The 804-nt window shown below is 54.0% G+C and carries 1 protein-coding gene; it reads right to left on the bottom strand.

Annotation, left to right across the window (positions count from 1 at the left end):
- Positions 1–262 precede the first annotated feature (262 nt).
- Positions 263–475 (bottom strand): ribosome modulation factor, encoded by a 213-nt coding sequence (rmf, locus tag B3520_RS02615; protein WP_024460100.1) that lies wholly within the window; start codon positions 473–475, stop codon positions 263–265.
- Positions 476–804: the final 329 nt, after the last annotated feature.

Genomic DNA, 804 nt, shown 5'->3' with positions numbered 1-804 from the left:
TAGCTCAGTTGGTTAGAGCGCTACCTTGACATGGTAGAGGTCACCAGTTCGAATCTGGTTAGTCCTACCAAATATCGAAAAACGGCTTGAGGTTCAGACCCCAAGCCGTTTTTTTATGCCCAGACATTCAGGCGCCCAAAAACCGCTTTACAGCGTCGGCAACGCAGGTAGCTGTTAAGCGGTTTTTAAAAAAATGCCCGCGCTAAGGCGGGCTAGTTTGAGGAGATGATGGCCAAGAAATAAGGTTGTCAAAAGGCTCCAGTCAGTGAGGGGACAAGTTGTTCAGTTTTTGTACTTGAGCGGCCATGTTGTAACCATCCCACTGATCCGTGCGCGCTTCGCGCCAACCGGAGAGCCATTCCTGGCGCGCTGTGCCGCTCTCGTGCGGACACAGGCTGCGGGACCGACCCGCAATACCGGCTTGATAACCCTTACCAAATGCGCGAGCTGTCTGGTTACGCTTTTGACGTTTCATATGTGATGCACCTCTATGTAGCCGTTAATCTTGCAGAGCCCAGCGCCGGGGTGGCGCTGGGCCTGTTAGGGAAACGCACCCACTGGGCGGGGATGCCCGGCACTGTGCGTAGGGAGGTACTGCATCGCCTCTAGCCAGCCACCCGGGAAAATCGGTGGTGGATCCGTAGAGGCGAATGCTCAGTACAGCAAAAAGCCCCCCGGCTGTGAACGATTGTTTTTTTATAGCAGAGGTGTTTCATATGGCACTTTGCTCTAGAATCCGGTTTGACAAAGTGGTTGGGGTGGGCTTACCAGCGTAAAACCAAACGTTGGGTTACGGCGGATGCG

It is taken from the genome of Marinimicrobium sp. UBA4509, from assembly GCF_002388575.1.
GTDB classification, from domain to species: domain Bacteria; phylum Pseudomonadota; class Gammaproteobacteria; order Pseudomonadales; family Cellvibrionaceae; genus Marinimicrobium; species Marinimicrobium koreense.
This window is presented reverse-complemented; position numbering and strand designations above follow the sequence as displayed.